This is a genomic window from Pseudoalteromonas sp. Of11M-6, assembly GCF_022347905.1.
Taxonomy (GTDB): Bacteria; Pseudomonadota; Gammaproteobacteria; order Enterobacterales; family Alteromonadaceae; genus Pseudoalteromonas.
This window is the reverse complement of the sequence record NZ_JAKRFW010000037.1, coordinates 26,520-43,162: the sequence shown is the minus strand read 5'-3', so window position 1 is coordinate 43,162 and position 16,643 is coordinate 26,520. Positions and strand designations below refer to the sequence as shown.

The following is a 16,643-nucleotide window of genomic DNA, read 5'->3' as shown; positions in this document are numbered from 1 at the left end:
GCCAGCCCGACGCTGGCCTTTTTCATTTTTACACACTGCGTTTCTAAGTTTGTAATGGTATCCTACCCTTTTATGAGCATTTTTAGGGGCAAAGATGCAAGTACAAGGTACACTCAGCAAGTTAAAGTCAGCGCTTGTTGAACCTATCCAATATCAATTACCCGTGGGTGATAACTTAGTATCGCTCAACGAATACTTTGGTAAACCAGTTACCCTTACCTTCACCGGCAATATATTTTGCAGTAGCTGTGGTAAAAAAACCAAAAAGAGCTATTCGCAAGGCCACTGTTTCGTGTGCATGAGAAAACTCGCTAGCTGCGACATGTGCATTATGAAGCCAGAGAGCTGCCACTATGATCAAGGCACCTGTCGTGAACCCCAATGGGGCGAAGAGAACTGTATGATCCCGCACTATGTGTATTTGGCCAATACCTCAGGTCTTAAAGTTGGGATCACTCGTCATACGCAGATCCCAACGCGTTGGGTAGACCAAGGCGCAACGCAAGCTCTGCCGATTTTTAAGGTGCAGACCCGTCACCAGTCAGGATTAGTGGAAGTGGCACTGGCTCAGTTTATTGCCGATAAGACTAACTGGCGCAATATGCTCAAAGGCATCAATCCTGAAATAGACCTCAAAGCAGAAGCTGCTAAGCTTATTCCCGAGATCCAAGCAAAGCTCGACGAACTTGCTGAACTCTTTGGTGCAACCGCCATTGAAGTGCTGGACGAGGAAGTGGTTGATCTCACTTTCCCTGTAGAGCAGCACCCGAGTAAAATCAGCTCGTTTAACTTTGATAAAGACCCTGTAGTATCAGGCGTGCTTGAAGGGATCAAAGGCCAATACCTTATTTTTGATAATGGTGTGATCAATATCCGTAAGTTTACTTCTTACGAAATCACCTTCTCTGACGAATAAAATGCATGCCAATCGTCTTCTGTAAGTGGCTTACAGAAGACGTAACCTTGGATTGTATGACAACCTAGCTTGCGCAGGTAACGTTTCTGTACAGGCTTTTCTACGCCCTCAGCTACAACTTGCAGGTTTAGCGCCTTAGCCATCGCCACAATTGCCGAAACAATTTCGCTGTTGCCATATTCATCGGGCACTTTAGCAATAAAACTAGCATCTATTTTTAGGATATCGATGGGCAGTTTAGCCAAGTAACTCAGCGCAGAATACCCTGTACCAAAGTCATCAATCGCCAGTTTTACACCCAGCTCCTTGAGTTTTTTCAAGGTGTACTTAGCCTCAAGCAGATTACCGATAAAGCTATTTTCGGTAAGCTCAAGCTCAAGATACTTGCCGTCGACGTTGTGCTTCTTTAATGCCTGCGCAACACATTGATACAGGTCGCCTTGAGTGACATGTGACGCCGAGATATTAATCGCCAAGCGCCTAATCTCAACACCTGCGCGTTGCCATTTAGCCAAGTGCTGGCAGGCTTTATCTATTACCCACTGATCTAAGCGAATAATAAGCCCAAGCTCCTCTGCGAGTGGAATAAATTGAGCCGGTGAGATCATCCCAAGGTTTGGGTCACGCCAGCGCAGCAAACACTCAACACTGGAAATACGACTACTGGTTAAGCACTGCAAGGGTTGAAAATGCAGTTCAAACTCATCATTTTCTAAGGCATTCTGAAAACGGCTTAGCATGGATAAACGCTCAAATGAGCGTGCATTCATCGAAGCTTCGAATAACTGAAAGGAGTTGCGCCCTACTTCTTTGGAGCGATACATAGCAACATCGGCGTGTTTAAGCAATGTTTCCGTATCATGACCATCTTCGGGATAAATAGCAGCCCCCATCGAAGCTGTTGCAGCCACCTGCATATCACCAAGTTGAAAGGGGCTCGATAGTGCCATCAACATTTGGTCAGCAAACTCAATGACCTCCGACATGCCATTCACTTCGCTCAGTAGCACAACAAATTCGTCGCCACCAAGTCGCGCTAAGGTGTCACCTTCGTTTAGAATAGACTTTATCCGCTCGCTAACCTGTACCAATAACTCATCTCCGGCGCTGTGGCCAAGAGAGTCATTCACTTCCTTAAAGCGGTCTAAATCTATAAACATCACACTGAGTTTTTGCTTGTAGCGGTGCGCTGATGCCAATGCCATAGAGAGTCTGTCGTAAAATAAGCGGCGATTAGGCAGCCCAGTCAATTCATCAAAATAGGCTAAGCGAGCAATTTTTTCTTCAGCATTTTTACGCTCCGTAATGTCACTAAAAATGGCTGCGTAAAGCATGTCGTCACTGTACGGCTCTCTGATCTCAATAATCGTGAGCCATTCAACATAAATCTCACCGCTCTTTTTACGATTGCAGATCTCGCCCTGCCACACACCAGTTTCTCTGAGCGTTTGCCACATGCTCTGATAATAGCATTCATCATGTAGCCCAGAGCTCAATATGCTTGGGTTTTTCCCTAGTACTTCGTAATCTTTGTAGCCGGTAAGCGCACTAAACGCTGGGTTGATCTGGATTATTTCACCTGAACTTTTGGTGATCATAATGCCATCGAGAGAAGCATCAATGATGCGGTTAGCTAGATAAAGATTCTTCTCCGATTTTTGCAGTGCAATATCACGTTGTACTAGGACTTTTTCCAGCTCGCTACAATACGCAGTTTCAATTTCAGTCAGGACATTTTTGAGCGCTAATAGCCCTATCACTTGTTGCGAATCTGGTGACGTCACCACCAAATGACGAATGGAGTTTACCGTCATCAACCGATAAGCATCGAATAGGCTGTCTTTTGGCGTCATGGAGAGCATCGGATAACTGGCTAATTGCCAGCAAGGCTGACGCCAATCTGGGTTGAGAATAATATACGCAATATCACGCTGAGTAATAATGCCATACTCATTTAATTCACGGTTATACACCAGCACAGCGGTAAGCTTAAGCTCACGCATATTATTGATAACATCAGAGACGCAGTCTTCACTGTCTAAAATCACAATGCTCGAGTCAAAGTGCTGCTCAATTGGTCTAAAATGTAAATAATGGTCGAGCCCTTGGCTGCGCACAATATCGGATAAAGAGACCACACCACAAGGCAGATTATCCGAGTCCACCACGAGTAAGTGACGGATCCCTAGTTGGTGGAATTTGACCGTCGCCTCGCTCAAGGTTTTATCAATTTGAATTTTTTGCACCGGTGTAGTCATCACTTCCCGGATCGGCACCTGAGCAAAATCAGGGTCGTTAAAGTTGAGCTTAACGCAATCCGACTCAGTCCAGATACCAATAATGTCATCGGCACGGGTAATAAAGATCGAGCTCACTCTGCTCGCTCGCATTTGCGCAACCGCATCATATAGACTGGTTTGCTCATCGCAACATAACAAGCTATTGGTAAATACTTCTTTGATCTGTAACTGACGTGAATCACCAACCATAAGCACACTCTCGCAATATTATTCCAATTTGAAGTATACTGGGCGACACTTTTGATAACTTGACCAAGAACAAATTATGGCGATAAAAACCTACCCTTTATTGCTGGTATTAGACCAAAGTATAGAGTTTATCGAAGATGAAAAAGCACTTAGAGATGCAACGCATCTGCTCGATGATGCGTCACTCAAACGGTTAATTCTAGTATACCCAAACGATTGCTGCAGCAACGCACAAGGTGCGCCCGTACAAGGTATTGATTTGAAATATTTAACCGAATTAGTGCAACAATATCTCGTTGACGAAGGCCAGTGTTGCGTCAGCAAAATCCAACTGAGCAATACTCAGCAGGCTTTTGATTTATTAAGTCTAAGCTAACCGGCTTCAACCAGCGCTTTGATATGTGTCACGGCGCTGCGGCCTAAAGAAGAAAGATCATAGCCCCCTTCTAAGTAGGAAATAATCCCCAAACAGTCCGATGAGTTTGCAAACTCGACTACTTGCTCAGTAAACCATTGATAATCTTGTTCAACAAACTTGAGTCCGCCCATATCATCTTCTAAATGACCATCAAACCCTGCACTGATAAAAATGAGCTGAGGTTTAAATGATCGCAGCTTAGGCAACCATTGCTGCTCCACCAAGGCTTTTAAGTCTGTGCCATCCGCTCCTGCACTCAACGGGGAATTGATTAGCGTTTGATGATTCTCAATCGCGGTATTTGGATAAAAAGGGTGTTGGAATAAAGAGCAAAGTAATACGCTATGATCGTCTTTGAAAATATCTTGCGTGCCATTACCATGATGTACATCGATGTCCAATATAGCCACTCGATCTACACCCTTTGTCTTGGCATAAGCGGCAGCAATGGCAACATTATTAAAGACACAAAATCCCGATGAAGTACTTTGGTTGGCGTGGTGCCCAGGAGGTCTAACAGAACAAAATGCAGCATCAAGTTTACCTGCGACTATTTCGTCCACCGCGAGTATTCCTGCGCCAACAGCGCGTTCAATCGCTTTCATAGAATCAGGACAAAGCCAAGTGTCGCCGTCTAACTCGGTTAACCCTTCATTAGGGATTTTATCCATTACTTCTTTGATCATAGCTTGATCATGAACCAATGCATAGTGTGACGTATCGGCTTTCAGCGCCGTTTTGTGCTCAATGGCGATATCAAGTCCAGACGCTAGCAACCGGTCTGATATCGCATCTAACCTCGCAGGACACTCAGGATGTTCCTCGGTCATTTTATGCTTGCGGCAATACGGATGAGTAATAATTGCAGTACGCATAACGAATATACATCCTATGTTAGTTTGCGACGTGGTTGATTTAAATAGCTATCCTTTCACTATATCAAAGCCACATAATTGTGGCTTTGATACTTTGGTATATCCTAATGCTGGATTTCTTTCGCCTTTAAATCCAAGTTATGGAAATCGAAACTAAAGTCGGTTATTTCCGGATTAACAAATTCCATCGCAGCAGACTCAACCCGTTGAGATTTATCCATCACAAAATTGATGTAAGAATCTGCTTCAAGTAATGGCTCATCCCAACGTACCACAAAGGTGTTACCGGTTAGGTGCTCAAGTTTCCCTTTTAAGCGCTTAGTATGCGTAAAATCAATGCGCAGTTCCTTACCGAGCTTTTCCACTACCACATCGCCATACCAAGCGCTAGTTAGTGTTCCCGTGTAGTTGTTTAATGGTAAAGCAGGCTGTGGTTTTGCAACTTCGATTATCCCAGCTTTGGCGTATTTATCTTGTTGCGCCTTAAAGTAATCATCGGCGATGATCTGCACCCAGTCTTTATCTTCTAGGCCAAGCGCATCTTCAAACACTTCATTGATAATCGCGGAAAGTGCGGGGTATTTTTGTTGGTTTGATAAGACCACCACACCCAATTTTTTCTCTGGGATCATCGCAACTTGCGACACCATACCTAAAATCCCACCGCCGTGACCTACCTTTTTATAACCAAAGTAGTCTTCTACCGCCCAGCCAAGGCCGTACCCTCTAAACTGTTGGTGGTATACTTCTGCGGCTTTTGCTGCGGGAATACGCGTAATGTGTGGATGCCACATTTGCACTTGTTGCTCTTGGCTAAATAGCTGCTCGCCAGAAGGTAAGCGACCACCTTCAAGCTGAGTTTGTAACCACTTGGTCATGTCATCCACGTTAGACGCAATGGCACCAGCACCACGGAAATCTTCTAGGTAATTAACAAAGAACGGCGTAAGTTTGCCATCCATCGGAATATGGCCAGTCGCCCAATTACTATTGTTAGCCGGGATCCGAGAGAATCCAGCCTTTGAGTCATCCATATCCAGCTTAGTAAACATTTCCTGCTCAACAAAATCGCGCCAATCTTTGCCACTGACTCGGCTTACGACTTCTCCTGCAACAACAAACATCAAATTGTTATAAGCGTAATGGCTACGGAAACTTGAATCAGGTTTGAGATGTGAAATACCAGCTAGCAATTCTGGCATGGTTTTATCAGTATCAGGCCAGATCATAAGATCGCCTGCCCCAAGGCCCAATCCACTTCGATGACTTAATAAATCTCGGATAGTCATCTCTTGAGTAACATAACTATCGTAAAGCTTAAATTCTGGAATATGTTTAATGACTTTGTCATCCCAACTCAGTTTGCCTTGATCAATTAACATCGCCAGCGCTGCTGCCGTGAAAGCTTTGGTGTTGGATGCAATACCAAACAAGGTATCCGCATTGACCTTAGTTGGCTTATTTAAATGCGTCACCCCGAAGCCCTTGGTCATCACAACCTTACCACCTTCTACAATACCAATTGCCAAACCTGGAATATTAAACTTTGTCATTGCGCTTTTTACCGCAGTTTCAACATCCTGTTGGTTTACTGCCGCGCTTGCCTGTGCACTAAGAAAACTTGCAGCAACTAGGCCTGAGGTTAATAGCCATTGTTTTATTTTCATTATTTTTCCTTGGTTTTTTACCACAACCAATCATGATGTTACCAGTCAAGCTTTGAGATTTAACTTCGTAATATCACATTGATAGATGGCTAATTCTTGTTGTTGTCTGTCACTATTATTATCTGTAACGTGTGATTGCGCCGAAATTGCCTGTAAATAGCTGGTCGGAAACTGATGCTCCTTTGCCCCGACCAACACATGATGTACGTACCAATCGAAAGGTAATTGATGTTCCACAAAGGTGTTAGCAATATAGCACCAGGCGTCCACCATACCGCCATCTAGCCTTTCAACTGGCAAGTAATGACAGCTGTAACGCTCCCCTTCAATGTCATCCAAACGCGCTTTTTCTCGCTCATCCAAGGCATACAAAACGCCATAAACATGGCTATTTGCTTCAGTACTCGGCGTAATACTACACTTGGCTGAACCATCGGTGCTCAACATATCAAAAGTCAGCCGATAGCCATGCAATTTCCCCACTCCAAGTAACTTCGCTTGTGGTAAGCGAGCAAGCAAACGTGCAGTCGACATATTTGAACCAAAGCTAAAGTTAATAATGTTTTTGTCACACATTAGATCACCAATCTTACTGCAAGCAGTAACATGATCACACCGATCCCGCGATCAAACCAATGTCCTGCACGACGAAAAAATTGTCTTACCGTTGTTTTTGATAAAACTAAAGATAAAAACGAAAACCAAGCCCACGTAGCCAATGCCATATAAACACCGTAAAACAACTGCACACTGCTTGGTGTGGTTGGCTCAATCACTAGGGTAAAAAGCGATAAGAAAAACAGCGTTGCTTTAGGATTTAAGGCATTGACCAAAAAACCCCGTTTTAACGCAGTCCAATTAGACTCAGTAACAGCATGTGCAGTGATATTTTCTTGCTCTGAATTGGGTTTTGCATATCGCAACGCTTGCACACCAAGGTAAGCAAGGTAAAGCGCGGCTATATATTTTACTGCTGTGAACAAGGTTTCAGATTGAGATAGCAGTAACGCAACTCCCAATAAGCAATAACTGACATGTACTAAAATACCAAGACCAACCCCAAAACTTGTCCAAAGGGCGTTTGCTCTGCCCTGCTGTACACTTTGTTTAAGCACTATCGCAAAATCGGGACCTGGACTTGCGACAGCAAAAAAATGTGCCAGCGCAATTAAAATAAACTCATCAAGATAAACGAGCATGTGCATGCTCCTGTAAGGCCAGTAAATCACCCCGCTCTGAGTTATCCATTAAGGTATTAATTTGCTTTTTCGCCTTTTTATACTGGCTCACAAGATGTGACTTAAGATGCTTATGACCATCTTTCACCCCTTTAAAATGACATACGAGGGCATGCACAAAAACACTCTGCTGCTCCGTCAGTGCAGCTTTTCGGTTGGCATATTGGTTGTAGCAAGAACCACATCCTCCCCTAAAGTGATATACGGTATTAGACACCATGACTCCAAAGCCAAAAAAGCTCGCCAGCACATCACAAGCCGCGTCTAATTGCGCTTCCCCACCTGGAGGTAACACGCCACGCTGTAAAATTAAAACTTTTGCCATGACACCTCCATAACTGGCAATCAGATCTTGAGGCTGATTTATTTGGTTAGGGTTATAAGAAATCAAAATAGGCGCAGCCGATTCAGCGATAACCGCTTGCTCACCGCGCCAACGCCCTGCAATGTTTAGCTTAGTCATGCTGGTCGACGCGAGCATGCGTTCAGGCGCAACCAAAGTGATTGGCCACTGTTGTAACCCCGCGTAGGACTTTACGCGGGAGAAAACCACCGCCGCCATCTCTTCAATACTGGATACCGGCTCTGGAAAACAACTAGGAGTCGGAGTAATGATCTGCGTTTCATTTAAAAAGTACTCGCCATCAAAATGCTCAAATGCCCAGACAAAGGTATCAATTAACCATTGGGTTTCTTCATCGCTAAGCAAAGGTGAGACTTTAAATAAGGACAGCATGCTAATAATTCACTCTTTTCTGGAATAACCCCTGATAAATAGCATAAACTCTGAGCCTAATGCAAAAACATGGAGTTTCACATGCCACACTTTATTCTTGAACACTCAGCTAATTTGCCAATTGAAACCGAGGCGTTAGTATCACAGGTGCAGCAATTTGCCTGTGCATGTGGCTTGTTTGATCCAACTTCCGTCAAAACCCGTGCTGTTGCTTTTGAGCATTTTCAGTTAGGTGATGGCAAACAAGGGTTTATTCACCTGCAGATCCATATGATGGCTGGTAGAACATTAGAGCAAAAACAAATGCTCACGGAAGGTGCTCTGAAGCTTTTGCTCGCAAAGGTCGGGGAGCATTTTGCGCTCAGTGTCCATTGCTATGATTTATTATCCGATATTTATCGCAAAAACTAATTTATTATTCGAGTTATTTAACTATGAAATTTCCATGTAGATTGGAGAAATTTTTGAGCCACGTTGCAGAGATGCCACGCAGCAAGGTCAAAATTAATATTAAAAAAGGTCTCGTTACCGTCAATGGCAATATCGTCAAAAAAGGCGACATCCAAGTCACCCCAGCAGACCACATTACTTTTGATGGCGAACGCCTAGAGTATTTGGGTTTACGCTACTATATGCTAAACAAACCACAAGGTTATGTATGTGCAAATAGTGATGAATTACACCCAACAGTATTCGATTTAATTGAAGAACCTAACTTAAAAGATTTTCATGTTGCAGGTCGACTGGACATCGATACCACGGGTTTAGTACTGCTCACTAACGATGGTGATTGGTCTCATCAAATCACCTCGCCGAAGAAACAAAAGTTTAAAACCTATGTACTAGAAAGTCGCGACGAACTCACTGAAGAAGCGCTAACACAGCTTGAACAAGGCGTTGAACTACATGGTGAGAAACAAGCAACCCTGCCAGCAAAAGCGGAGCTTATTGATAAATTTGCACTACGCTTATCTATTTGCGAAGGAAAATATCATCAAGTAAAACGCATGCTTGCCGCAGTTGGCAACCAAGTAGTTGAACTTCATAGAGAAAATATTGCAGGGATCGAACTTGATCCAACCCTTGCTGAGGGCGAATACCGCCCATTAACTGATGAAGAAATAAGCATAATTAATGCAAGTTAGTCATCGTCTTTAGGTAGTATGAGTAAATATCATCTCAAAATCGTCTCCTTAGGGCATTAACCTACTTACAACTTCCCCCTAAACATGCTAAATCATGTAGTGAGAGTATTTTTAGGGGGCGATCCTGTGTTTTCTAGTTTCACATTAAAAGCAAAAATAATTACCTTTGCCGCCGCAATATTTGTTTCATTACTTGCCGTTGCCTTTGTAGGTCTTCAAGCTCTGCGCCATGCCAGTGAAAGCGATAATATTGCGCGTATCAACCAATTAATGAAAAGCACCGTTAATATTGTTAAACAGTTTGAGCGCTTTGCAGAGCAAGGGAAACTGACTGAGCAACAAGCAAAAGAGATGGCAGTTCAGGTTTTAAGAGAAAATAAATACCATGACTCTGAGTATGTGTATGTTGTTAATGACAAAATGGACTTCGTAGCAACACCTCATGACCCCCAACTGCATAACACCAGCTTTAATGACTTTGAAGATGCTGACGGCAAAAGCATAGGCAGCATGGTGAAGCGCTTAGTCGGTAACCAATTTGATCGGATCATTACCTACAATTGGACTTCACTGCGAGATGGAGAAGTTGTCGACCTGACTTCAGTGGTACAAAAAACACCAGGGTTTGGCTGGTATGTCGGCACAGGTATTAGCTACAAAGAAGTAAACGATCGTTATTGGGACACCGCAATCTGGTTAGTCGCACTTTCTTTAGCGGTTGCCGTTGCATTGACCACCGCACTTGCGCGGTTTGGACTGTCTTTGAATAACAAACTTGGTGCTGAAATCAATGATGTGCTCGAAATCGTAAAACATGTTTCAAGAGGAAACCTAACTACACCTATCAATACTGCTGACTGCCAAGATTATAGTATTCTCGCAGCCATGGACTATATGCAAGGCGGATTAAAAGGAGTAGTTGAAGGGCTTAAAGAAGCAACTAAGGCGCTACAAAACCAAACATCAGACAGTGAGGTACGCTCAGTAGAACTTGAGAATCTAACTCGTAGTTTAAATGCAGAAACTCAAATGGTGGCTTCAGCAATTACCGAACTCACAGCATCAGCACAAACCGTTGTCGAACATGCGGAGCAAGCTGCGGATTCAGTTCAAGAGGCTGAAAAGCAAGGTAATGCTGCCGACAAACTGACAGCTCAAGCAGCAACTGAAATTGCATTATTAGAGCAACAAATTGACAGCGCTGGTAATAATATTCAAGTACTAGATGAAGAAGTATCTAATATCGCTAATGTACTTACCGTTATCCAATCTATCGCCGAGCAAACCAATTTATTAGCCCTCAATGCAGCAATAGAAGCTGCTCGAGCTGGAGAGCAAGGACGAGGCTTTGCTGTCGTAGCGGACGAGGTCAGACAGCTTGCTCAGCGCACTCAAACCAGTACAGAAGAGATCCGTACCATGATCACTAAACTGCAAAGTGCAACTCAAGATGCGAAGGCTTCTGTAAGCTTGAGCATTGCAACAAGCGAAAAAACGGTGAGTATGTCATCTAAGGCATCTCAAGCGCTTGTACAAGTCGCCGATTCTTTAAAATCTATATCGCAGATGAGTCATCAAATAGCTCAAGCAGCCAAAGAACAGTTGGATGCAGGAGAAGATACAGCCAAACGTGTCGTTGTTATCTCTGACACGGCCTCACAGACGGCAAGTGTGTCTGAAAAAGCACATAAAGCGACTGATACAATTAAATCTTTATCTGGAAATCTAGAGATTGAGATGGCCAAATTCAAAGTGTAATAAGTCAACTTTATTCTTATTTTTCATGCAATTAGCCAAGTGTAAATTTATATAAACTGTTAATTGAAAAATTTCTTTAATTTTTCATTCACCTTGTGTTTATTTGGTGTTAAGTTTGTACCCACAGAGAGTTTCAGTTTTAGTAGTCTCAAGAGACTTCTTTGTTTGTTATAATTGCAATAATATATGCAACCTAAAGTTTGAATGCTTGATTGCGTAGAGATCAAGCAAACTTAATAAGGACTATGATAATGCAAAAACTAAATTTGAAAGAATGTAAAAAAGTTTCTGGTGGTGGTATTTGGATGCCAGATGAACCAGCAGCTAACAGTGCTGAAGCTAATGCAAATACCAAATCTAGCAAAGCCAATTAAAGATTATTGTTAGTTATGGAAAGAAAATTCGCACTCGGAGACTTACTACTACCATATGTCTTAGTTGTAGTAGGAGTCTTCATTATACACGATGTTAATTTTCACTTTTTTCTGACGTACACGGCACTTATATCTCTCTGTTTTGGTGTGGGGTTACGACTGAAGGATGTGAACATATGTATTCTGTCCATCTTATGCCTGACTCCCTTTGTTCTTGAAACACTCGTGTTTTCAACCGGATTAATTAGCCTATCATCTTCCCCTGAGAATAGATTATTTCAGAATAGTTTGATTTTCGGCATTCACCTAATTATCGAGTTAATAGTGCTCGCCCCACTCACTTACCGGACAGAATTAACCAAAAAACTTTTCCCAAGATATAAAATTAAATACACCTTTGCGGATAATATATTTCCATGGTTGGCTATCTTAGGAGCTTTGTTCACATTCGCTACTATTGTCGAAAATTACCTAAGAAATGGTAAAGGCTATGATGTGACTTTCTTTTTCTACTCTTCCGATATTGCAGGATATATTCTGTACTCAGCAAAATGTGGAATTATGATAGCTTTAACAGCCCTAACATACAAAGAAGAGTACGATTACGCACTCCCAAGCTTGCGCAAGAAACGCTAGTAGTTTTTTGCAAAGTAAGGGTTATTCAATTTGATGCCTTCACCTTCAGGCGGTAACACTAAACGATATTTTTGTTTTAATCGTTTTAATTCACCAGACTCTTTAAGCTTAGCAAGCCCCTCCTCGAGTGCATAAGCAAGTTTTGGCTTGTCTTTATTCACAAAGAAGTAAAAAGCGGTTGAATACTCAAGGTGAAAATCAGGTACGATCATGAGGTTTTCGTTATTTTGTGCGATCAATTCTGAATTTGCCTCAATCACCGAGCGTGGAAAATAATCCGCTTTTTTATCCGCGATTAAATTAAACATGGTTTGATAATCGGAAATAGGCCTGACCTTCAGACCGTTATAACTAAGAATTTTAGTATCGGGCCAATCGTGTCCTTGTACCGCGGTAAAGCGCTTTAATTCATCAAGCGAACGAACCGTTTTTATGGCTGGATAAACATCTTTATGAACAATCAGCACGCGTTTACCAATAAGTCCATCATACAGTGGGACTTTAATGGGAATAGCGATTTGCTCGCGTGCGGGGCTGGTCATAGACCAGTGTAAATCAACCTTACCTCGGCTTAGTGCCATTAACGTACGCTGTTGATGAGGATGGATCTTGATGTGTTCGATTTGAGCTGAGTACTTAGCAGCAGCCAGTGCCTTTTCTAGTAATTCATAAAGATAAAGATCGCGATCGTACAAGGTTCGCGCTTCTTTCGCGACATAGATTAACTCGGGGGATTGCGCTGCAATACAAGCACTTTGAAACACCAGAGCAGAGATAGTTACACTCAACTTTAACTTCATCGCACAACCCTCTTTAGGGGAAATAATACTACAATCAAAAGTATTTTTACGGATTGCTATTACTATTGCGTAATTAAAAATATAGTCAACCTGCATTTTCCAGTCGTACAGTCGATACCGTAGGCTTACGACGGTTACAGACAAATAAATAGCTATTACGATAGCGCTTTGCTTCTTTCTTAGCATCTGTTGCTAAAGCTGCAACTTGATGCGAATTAATACAGTGTTGTAAATCTGGTCTCACTAAGCCAATCGATAAAGTGAGTAAAGGTACAAATTGCTTTTGACCTTCACGATTTGTTGCCCAGTAACCGCCTGCACTAACATGCTCGGGAGTAAAAAAGGCTTTTGATTTAAGCTCAAACTGAGTGATAATCTCATGGCACAACACTTCTGCATCATTATTATCGAACACCACCATAAAGTCGTCGCCCCCGATATGCCCGACAAAGCTTGAGCTCTGTGCACATACATCAACTGTCACCTCGGCAAGTAGCTTAATCACGCTATCGCCACTGGCATACCCATATAAATCATTAAACTGTTTAAAATGATTAAGGTCGATGTATGCAAGAGAAAAGTCATGATGTGAACGTAACCTTTGCTCTATTGCCTCATTTATCGCGACATTGCCCGGCAACATGGTTAATGGATTGGCATGTTGAGCATGACGAATTTTTTCTTCTGTGATGTGCTTGAGTATATCTCTCAAGGGCGCTAAGCCAAGATAACGACCATCTCTAGTAATAATGATATGGCGTCGAATATCAAATTCATGGTCGGTTATTTGCTTACTCACCGTATCAAGCTCTTGCTGTTCATCCACCACTAACGGCTGTTTATCCATCAACTTAATCACTGATTTCTTATCGAAGAGTGCATGACCGTATGGTGCCGCAAACACCTCAGTCAGTTGATCTCTGTGTAGCAGCCCTACAGGCTCTCTAGCATCATTCACCACAGCAAGGCTGGTGAGCTTACGATCTTGTTCAAACAACCTATGAGCATCGATACATTGCGTACATTCATGGATAGCATTGGCCTCTTTGGCAAGCCAACCGATTGCCATCGACTGCTCAAATTGATTGACACTGGAACGAACTTCCGAATGAAGGGATTTTAACAACGCCAGCTCTGTCGGTGGCTTTCGAGTTGGCTTCGCGAGCAGAAAGCCTTGAGCGTTTACAATACCGAGCTGCTCTATCAGCTTTAGCTCCTCCATCCGCTCAATTCCCTCGGCAATTACTTGAGTACTGGTGGCTTTAGCAAGCTCGATAATGGACTTTAAAAACTCGCGTTTCACCACACTTTGGTCACAATGGTCGATGAAGTATCTGTCGACTTTGACGTAGTCAGGGCATAACTCCGACCACTTTTTGAGACCAGAATAACCAGCTCCCAAATCATCAATCGCAATTTGAAATCCAAGTTCTCGATAATGGGTAATTGTAGTTAGTAACAGATTCGCGTCATCTACTTTGTCTTGCTCAGTCACTTCAATGACGACACGCTTGGGATCGAGCCCATACACCTCTGTGAGATGTTTGGTTTCGCCCTTTGGGTGGCTCGGATCAAGTAACGCTTTTGGACTAACGTTTAAAAATAGCTTACCAGGAAGGTTGAGTGAGACAAACTGCTTAATAGCGGCTTCACGACAGATAATCTCCAGCTCTGACAAACGCTCCAGCTTACTCGCAATCGCAAAAAGCTTGTCTGGAGACTCCAACAATGAACCGGACATGCCACGACTTAATGCTTCAAACCCTAAAATTTGGCGTTTCGCAAGATCGTAGATTGGCTGAAACAGAGTAAATACAGCTTTTTCTTTTATTATTGTATTAAGTACTAACGTGCGCGAAGGATCCACAGCATTAAACTCACTGTAAAAGTATAATCGCGCACGGTAGCAACAGAGTATGACAGATATATGTCAATCGGGTGAAATGTACCCAATTTGCAATTGAATGATTTTCAACCGCTTACTTTAGCGCCCGCTCTACCTGATCAAAGTGTGCAATCACTTCCACAATTTCCATCTCTGCACTCTTATAGTCTTCAGCGCCACTAAAGCCTTTCATAGCAATCGCTTGAACAGTTGCTGGATGCACTAATAAGTCTTTTGCATGGTAGCAAACCGGGTCATCAAACTTGGGTAATTTACCATCTGCGTGATAGCCCGTTTCGATCTCTTCAAGTGGTAAAGTAGGAATGATATCCGCAGCCTTATCCAAGGCATCTAGATAAGTCTGGCACTGAGGGTACTTAGCCACAAACTCATTTAGCAAAGTTCTAGAGAGAGCCACAAGATCGGCGGATTGTGTTTCAAGTGCTGCAGCATCTTTCTCGATACGAATATCTGCAAGTAAGGCCTCTGCTTGAACTTTGTATTGTGCTAAAGATGAGGTTGCTTCTGTAGTTACAGATCCGGTTTGTTGCTCAAGCTCAGGTTGCTTAGAACATGCGGTCATTAATGTCAGTACACCAACCGCTATCGCAAATTTGTACATAAGTATCTCCTTTATTGATAACGATTATCATTATATAGTAATGTAATATTTTAGAAACAATAAAATGACGTTTTACAGGCAACAAAAAAGCGGCCAAAAAGCCGCTTTCGATTATTACATCAAATTCCATGATTAAGGCATAGCGTCTAGGTCTGCACCTTCTTTTTCAACTTCTACCGGGATCAAATCTTCTTTGCTAACGCCCATTGCTACTGCAACTGAGCTCGCTACATAAACAGAAGAATACGTACCGATAAACACACCAAACAGCAAGGCCGTCGCAAAACCATGAATGGTTTGACCACCCCATACGAATAGCGCAATCAATACAAGGATAGTTGTGATTGAGGTCACTAATGTACGATTAAGCGTTTGTGTCAGTGAAATGTTGATGATCTCTAAGGTGTCATCAATACGTACTTTACGGAAGTTTTCACGAATACGGTCAGACACAACAATAGTATCGTTAAGTGAGTAACCTATTACCGCCAATATTGCCGCCAAAATAGTTAAGTCAAACTCCAGACCTAAGATTGAGAACAGACCCATTGTCAGTACAACATCGTGGAAAAGTGCAAATACCGCACCTACTGCAAAGCGCCATTCAAAACGAAAAGCAACGTAAATCAAGATACAGATAAGCGCGGTTAGCATCGCCAAGCCACCCTGCTCTTTGAGATCTTCACCAACACTTGGACCTACGAATTCAATGCGGCGCATCACCACACTTTCATCCGCTTGTTTCAGCGCGGAGATGAGTTGGTTACCTAATACTTCAGCTTTCACGTCGTCCCCACGAGGGGCGAGTCGTACTAATACCTCTTGGCTTGAACCAAAAAGTTGCACAGAGGCATCGGCAAAACCGCTCTCGGCTAATACACTACGTACCTTTGCTAAGTCTGCTGGCTGCGAGAATCCAACTTCAACTGCCGTCCCACCAGTAAAGTCCAAACCAAAGTTTAGTCCTTTCACCATAAACGAGCCGATTGAAGCCAAGATCAACAATGCCGAAAAAGCCATGGAAAGCTTTCTTGCCGACATAAAACGGATTGTGCCTTTTAAGTTTAATAATTGCATGTCCGTC

The 16,643-nt window shown here is 42.8% G+C and carries 17 protein-coding genes; 7 read left to right on the top strand and 10 right to left on the bottom strand.

What is annotated here, in order from left to right:
• The first annotated feature begins 94 nt into the window (after nt 1-94).
• Nucleotides 95-916, top strand: a complete 822-nt coding sequence (locus MHN32_RS16765) for a DUF2797 domain-containing protein (RefSeq protein ID WP_239422358.1) — start codon at nt 95-97, stop codon at nt 914-916.
• On the opposite strand, the gene MHN32_RS16760 is transcribed toward MHN32_RS16765, so the two are convergent.
• Nucleotides 889-3,405: an EAL domain-containing protein gene (locus MHN32_RS16760; protein WP_039492712.1), complete on the bottom strand. Its 2,517-nt coding sequence runs from the start codon at nt 3,403-3,405 to the stop codon at nt 889-891. The genes MHN32_RS16765 and MHN32_RS16760 overlap by 28 nt on opposite strands.
• A gap of 76 nt (nt 3,406-3,481) precedes the next feature.
• Here MHN32_RS16760 and MHN32_RS16755 point away from each other — a divergent pair, with 76 nt between their 5' ends.
• Complete coding sequence (locus MHN32_RS16755) at nt 3,482-3,781, top strand: DUF4144 family protein (RefSeq protein ID WP_211867068.1); 300 nt, start codon at nt 3,482-3,484, stop codon at nt 3,779-3,781.
• On the opposite strand, the gene MHN32_RS16750 is transcribed toward MHN32_RS16755, so the two are convergent.
• From MHN32_RS16750 to MHN32_RS16730, 5 genes are all read right to left on the bottom strand, one after another.
• Nucleotides 3,778-4,698 (bottom strand): histone deacetylase family protein, encoded by a 921-nt coding sequence (locus MHN32_RS16750; RefSeq protein ID WP_211867070.1) that lies wholly within the window; start codon nt 4,696-4,698, stop codon nt 3,778-3,780. The genes MHN32_RS16755 and MHN32_RS16750 overlap by 4 nt on opposite strands.
• 104 nt (nt 4,699-4,802) lie before the next feature.
• Nucleotides 4,803-6,365: a serine hydrolase gene (locus tag MHN32_RS16745; protein ID WP_239422357.1), complete on the bottom strand. Its 1,563-nt coding sequence runs from the start codon at nt 6,363-6,365 to the stop codon at nt 4,803-4,805.
• 45 nt (nt 6,366-6,410) lie between these two features.
• Nucleotides 6,411-6,941 carry a gamma-glutamylcyclotransferase family protein gene (locus MHN32_RS16740; protein WP_239422356.1) on the bottom strand — a complete coding sequence of 177 codons (531 nt, stop codon included), beginning with the start codon at nt 6,939-6,941 and terminating at the stop codon, nt 6,411-6,413.
• Complete coding sequence (locus MHN32_RS16735) at nt 6,941-7,564, bottom strand: LysE family transporter (protein WP_010607178.1); 624 nt, start codon at nt 7,562-7,564, stop codon at nt 6,941-6,943. The genes MHN32_RS16740 and MHN32_RS16735 overlap by 1 nt, the downstream gene beginning before the upstream one ends.
• Nucleotides 7,548-8,339: a hypothetical protein gene (locus MHN32_RS16730; protein WP_239422355.1), complete on the bottom strand. Its 792-nt coding sequence runs from the start codon at nt 8,337-8,339 to the stop codon at nt 7,548-7,550. The genes MHN32_RS16735 and MHN32_RS16730 overlap by 17 nt, the downstream gene beginning before the upstream one ends.
• Nucleotides 8,340-8,420: 81 nt before the next feature.
• On the opposite strand from MHN32_RS16730, the gene MHN32_RS16725 reads away from it, so the two are divergent.
• The 5 genes from MHN32_RS16725 to MHN32_RS16710 all read left to right on the top strand — a co-directional run bounded on the left by MHN32_RS16725 (nt 8,421) and on the right by MHN32_RS16710 (nt 12,252).
• Nucleotides 8,421-8,750: a 5-carboxymethyl-2-hydroxymuconate Delta-isomerase gene (locus MHN32_RS16725; RefSeq protein ID WP_102057560.1), complete on the top strand. Its 330-nt coding sequence runs from the start codon at nt 8,421-8,423 to the stop codon at nt 8,748-8,750.
• Between the two features lie 23 nt (nt 8,751-8,773).
• Nucleotides 8,774-9,484, top strand: coding sequence for a 16S rRNA pseudouridine(516) synthase RsuA (rsuA, locus tag MHN32_RS16720; RefSeq protein WP_174170605.1), 711 nt, complete (start codon nt 8,774-8,776; stop codon nt 9,482-9,484).
• Between the two features lie 126 nt (nt 9,485-9,610).
• On the top strand, nt 9,611-11,242 hold the full coding sequence (locus MHN32_RS16715; RefSeq protein ID WP_239422354.1) for a methyl-accepting chemotaxis protein: 1,632 nt from the start codon (nt 9,611-9,613) through the stop codon (nt 11,240-11,242).
• Nucleotides 11,243-11,493: 251 nt separating this feature from the next.
• The gene (locus tag MHN32_RS23785; protein ID WP_264484056.1) at nt 11,494-11,616 is read left to right on the top strand and encodes a hypothetical protein; all 123 of its coding nucleotides are present in this window, start codon (nt 11,494-11,496) and stop codon (nt 11,614-11,616) included.
• Nucleotides 11,617-11,940: 324 nt separating this feature from the next.
• Nucleotides 11,941-12,252 carry a hypothetical protein gene (locus tag MHN32_RS16710; RefSeq protein ID WP_227386835.1) on the top strand — a complete coding sequence of 104 codons (312 nt, stop codon included), beginning with the start codon at nt 11,941-11,943 and terminating at the stop codon, nt 12,250-12,252.
• Here the strand turns inward: MHN32_RS16710 and MHN32_RS16705 are convergent.
• The 4 genes from MHN32_RS16705 to secF all read right to left on the bottom strand — a co-directional run bounded on the left by MHN32_RS16705 (nt 12,249) and on the right by secF (nt 16,636).
• Nucleotides 12,249-13,052 carry a transporter substrate-binding domain-containing protein gene (locus MHN32_RS16705; RefSeq protein ID WP_239422353.1) on the bottom strand — a complete coding sequence of 268 codons (804 nt, stop codon included), beginning with the start codon at nt 13,050-13,052 and terminating at the stop codon, nt 12,249-12,251. The genes MHN32_RS16710 and MHN32_RS16705 overlap by 4 nt on opposite strands.
• Nucleotides 13,053-13,137: 85 nt before the next feature.
• The gene (locus MHN32_RS16700) at nt 13,138-14,919 is read right to left on the bottom strand and encodes a bifunctional diguanylate cyclase/phosphodiesterase (protein WP_239422352.1); all 1,782 of its coding nucleotides are present in this window, start codon (nt 14,917-14,919) and stop codon (nt 13,138-13,140) included.
• A 112-nt stretch (nt 14,920-15,031) separates the two neighbouring features.
• Nucleotides 15,032-15,559, bottom strand: a complete 528-nt coding sequence (locus MHN32_RS16695) for a hypothetical protein (RefSeq protein ID WP_239422351.1) — start codon at nt 15,557-15,559, stop codon at nt 15,032-15,034.
• A 132-nt stretch (nt 15,560-15,691) separates the two neighbouring features.
• A complete protein-coding gene (gene secF / locus MHN32_RS16690; protein ID WP_010607169.1) occupies nt 15,692-16,636 on the bottom strand; it encodes a protein translocase subunit SecF in 945 nt (314 codons plus the stop codon).
• Between the last annotated feature and the right edge of the window lie 7 nt (nt 16,637-16,643).

Coding starts and splice junctions, on each gene's coding strand:
- MHN32_RS16765 (WP_239422358.1), top strand. CDS start 95: ATGCAAGTACAAGGTACACTCAGCAAGTTAAAGTCAGCGCTTGTTGAA.
- MHN32_RS16760 (WP_039492712.1), bottom strand. CDS start 3,405: ATGGTTGGTGATTCACGTCAGTTACAGATCAAAGAAGTATTTACCAAT.
- MHN32_RS16755 (WP_211867068.1), top strand. CDS start 3,482: ATGGCGATAAAAACCTACCCTTTATTGCTGGTATTAGACCAAAGTATA.
- MHN32_RS16750 (WP_211867070.1), bottom strand. CDS start 4,698: ATGCGTACTGCAATTATTACTCATCCGTATTGCCGCAAGCATAAAATG.
- MHN32_RS16745 (WP_239422357.1), bottom strand. CDS start 6,365: ATGAAAATAAAACAATGGCTATTAACCTCAGGCCTAGTTGCTGCAAGT.
- MHN32_RS16740 (WP_239422356.1), bottom strand. CDS start 6,941: ATGTGTGACAAAAACATTATTAACTTTAGCTTTGGTTCAAATATGTCG.
- MHN32_RS16735 (WP_010607178.1), bottom strand. CDS start 7,564: ATGCTCGTTTATCTTGATGAGTTTATTTTAATTGCGCTGGCACATTTT.
- MHN32_RS16730 (WP_239422355.1), bottom strand. CDS start 8,339: ATGCTGTCCTTATTTAAAGTCTCACCTTTGCTTAGCGATGAAGAAACC.
- MHN32_RS16725 (WP_102057560.1), top strand. CDS start 8,421: ATGCCACACTTTATTCTTGAACACTCAGCTAATTTGCCAATTGAAACC.
- rsuA (WP_174170605.1), top strand. CDS start 8,774: ATGAAATTTCCATGTAGATTGGAGAAATTTTTGAGCCACGTTGCAGAG.
- MHN32_RS23785 (WP_264484056.1), top strand. CDS start 11,494: ATGCAAAAACTAAATTTGAAAGAATGTAAAAAAGTTTCTGGTGGTGGT.
- MHN32_RS16705 (WP_239422353.1), bottom strand. CDS start 13,052: ATGAAGTTAAAGTTGAGTGTAACTATCTCTGCTCTGGTGTTTCAAAGT.
- MHN32_RS16695 (WP_239422351.1), bottom strand. CDS start 15,559: ATGTACAAATTTGCGATAGCGGTTGGTGTACTGACATTAATGACCGCA.
- secF (WP_010607169.1), bottom strand. CDS start 16,636: ATGCAATTATTAAACTTAAAAGGCACAATCCGTTTTATGTCGGCAAGA.